The sequence below is a fragment of the Halomonas sp. 707D4 genome (genome assembly GCF_024158685.1).
Classification (GTDB): domain Bacteria; phylum Pseudomonadota; class Gammaproteobacteria; order Pseudomonadales; family Halomonadaceae; genus Vreelandella.
In genome coordinates this window covers 1-1,937 of record NZ_JAMZBD010000541.1, presented here as the reverse complement: position 1 = coordinate 1,937, position 1,937 = coordinate 1, and the positions used below count along the sequence as shown (strand labels likewise).

General features: G+C 66.7%; 2 protein-coding genes and 1 pseudogene. All 3 read left to right on the top strand.

All coding sequences use genetic code 11. The features are described 5' to 3' along the window. Positions 1–189: pseudogene (locus tag BIS11_RS16340) on the top strand (protease modulator HflK); the annotation flags it as partial. Further along, the gene (hflC, locus tag BIS11_RS16335) at positions 190–1,092 is read left to right on the top strand and encodes a protease modulator HflC (RefSeq protein ID WP_227390340.1); all 903 of its coding nucleotides are present in this window, start codon (positions 190–192) and stop codon (positions 1,090–1,092) included. Between the two features lie 179 nt (positions 1,093–1,271). Further along, positions 1,272–1,937: ATP phosphoribosyltransferase regulatory subunit (locus BIS11_RS16330; RefSeq protein ID WP_253586555.1), on the top strand; the 666-nt coding region annotated here is incomplete at its 3' end.

The window sequence follows — 1,937 nt, the reverse complement described above, 5'->3', positions numbered from 1 at the left end:
AGCGAAAACGCCCCCTTAATGTACCTGCCGCTGGATCAGATGCGCGGTGGCCAGGGCGGTAGTCGCCCGGCGAACGCCTCCGGCAGCGACGACGAGCAGATCGACCCGTCGGTGCTCGAGACGCTGCGCAATACCCAGGGCAGCGGCGGCACGTCGAACAACGGCGGTATCCGCCGGGAGGGTCGCTAAATGATCAATAATCGCTCCCTGCTGATCGTCGGTGGCCTGGCCGCCGTGGCCTGGCTTGCCAGCAACACGCTCTACGTGGTCGATGAAACCCAGCGCGCGGTGAAGCTGCGCTTTGGTGAGGTCATCGAGGAGAACATCACCGCCGGCCTTCACGCCAAGGTGCCGATCGCCCAGACGATCCGCAAGTTCGACACGCGCCTTTTGACGCTGGACACCGATACCAGCCGCTACCTGACCCTGGAGCAGAAGGCGGTGATCGTCGACTCCTACGTCAAGTGGCAGGTGGTCGACCCGACCCGCTACTACGAGGCGACCGCCGGCGACGAGATGATGGCGATTCGCCTCATCCAGCCGCGCGTCGACGAAAGCCTGCGTAACGAGTTCGGTCGCTTGAACCTGCAGGAGATCATCGCCGAGCGTCGCGACGACCTGATGATCGGGCCTACCGAGGAGCTCGACCGACTGATGCGCGACGAGCTGGGCGTGGCGGTGCGCGATATCCGCATCAAGCGGATCGACCTGCCCGAGGACGTCTCCGCGGCGGTCTTCCAGCGCATGCGCTCCGAGCGTGAGCGCGAGGCGCGCGAGTGGCGCGCCCAGGGTCAGGAGGAGGCCGAGCGCATTCGTGCCAACGCCGACCGTCGCCGCCAGGTGCTTCTCGCTCAGGCCAACGAGCGCGCGGAAACCCTGCGCGGTGAAGGCGACGCGGAAGCGGCGGCGATCTTCTCGGAGTCCTACGGCCAGGACCAGGAGTTCTTCGCCTTCTGGCGCAGCCTGAACGCCTACCGCTCGAGCTTCTCCGGGGATGGCAACATGCTGGTGCTGGAGCCGGACAGCGACTTCTTCCGCTACCTGCGAAGCCCAGACGGCGCCGCGACCGAGGCGGCAAGCGATCAGGAGTGATCCTGCCGGATGAGCCTCGCCGTTTCAGGGCGACGGGGTTCATCTCGCCGACAAACGTGTTAGACTTAATTGAACCGGGCGTTCGCCCGGTTTTTTTGTGGCCCCCATTCGGCGACCCCGCGTTCACGCGGGCGATTTCAGCGCGTTCGGGGCCTTCATCGTCTTGCAGGATTGTTGACATGACCATCGCTGACCGCTGGCTGCTGCCCGACGGCATGGATGAGGTGCTGCCACCTCAGGCAAGCCGTATGGAAGAGCTGCGCCGCGCGCTGCTGGATCTCTATTACGTCTGGGGCTACGACCAGGTGATGCCGCCGCCGGTGGAATTTCTCGATTCGCTCTTGACCGGCACCGGAACCGACCTGGATCTGCAGACCTTCAAGCTCACCGACCAACTCACTGGGCGCATGATGGGCGCCTCTGCCGACGTCACCCCCCAGGTGGCGCGCATGGATGCCCACTCGCTCAAGCGCCAGGGCCCGGTGCGCCTGTGCTACTGCGCCAACGTGCTGCGCGCCAAGGCCGACCAGCACCAGGGCGGGCGCAGCCCGGTCCAGGTGGGGGTCGAGCTCTTCGGCCACGCGGGGCTCGAGGCGGACAGCGAAATCCTGCGACTCGCCCTGGCGAGCCTCACCGCCGCCGGCGCGCGCGAGATCCACCTGGCGCTGGGCCATATCGGCATCTTCAGAAGCCTGGTCGAGGCCGCCGGACTCGACGGTGACCGCGAAGCGCTGATCTTCGACGCCCTGGCGCTGAAGTCGCCGGGCCAGCTGGCCGCCCGGGTGAGCGAGCACGTCGCCGATCCCGCGCTCGCCGACATGTTCCTGGCGCTGGGCGAGCTTCAC

Coding starts and splice junctions, on each gene's coding strand:
- hflC (WP_227390340.1), top strand. CDS start 190: ATGATCAATAATCGCTCCCTGCTGATCGTCGGTGGCCTGGCCGCCGTG.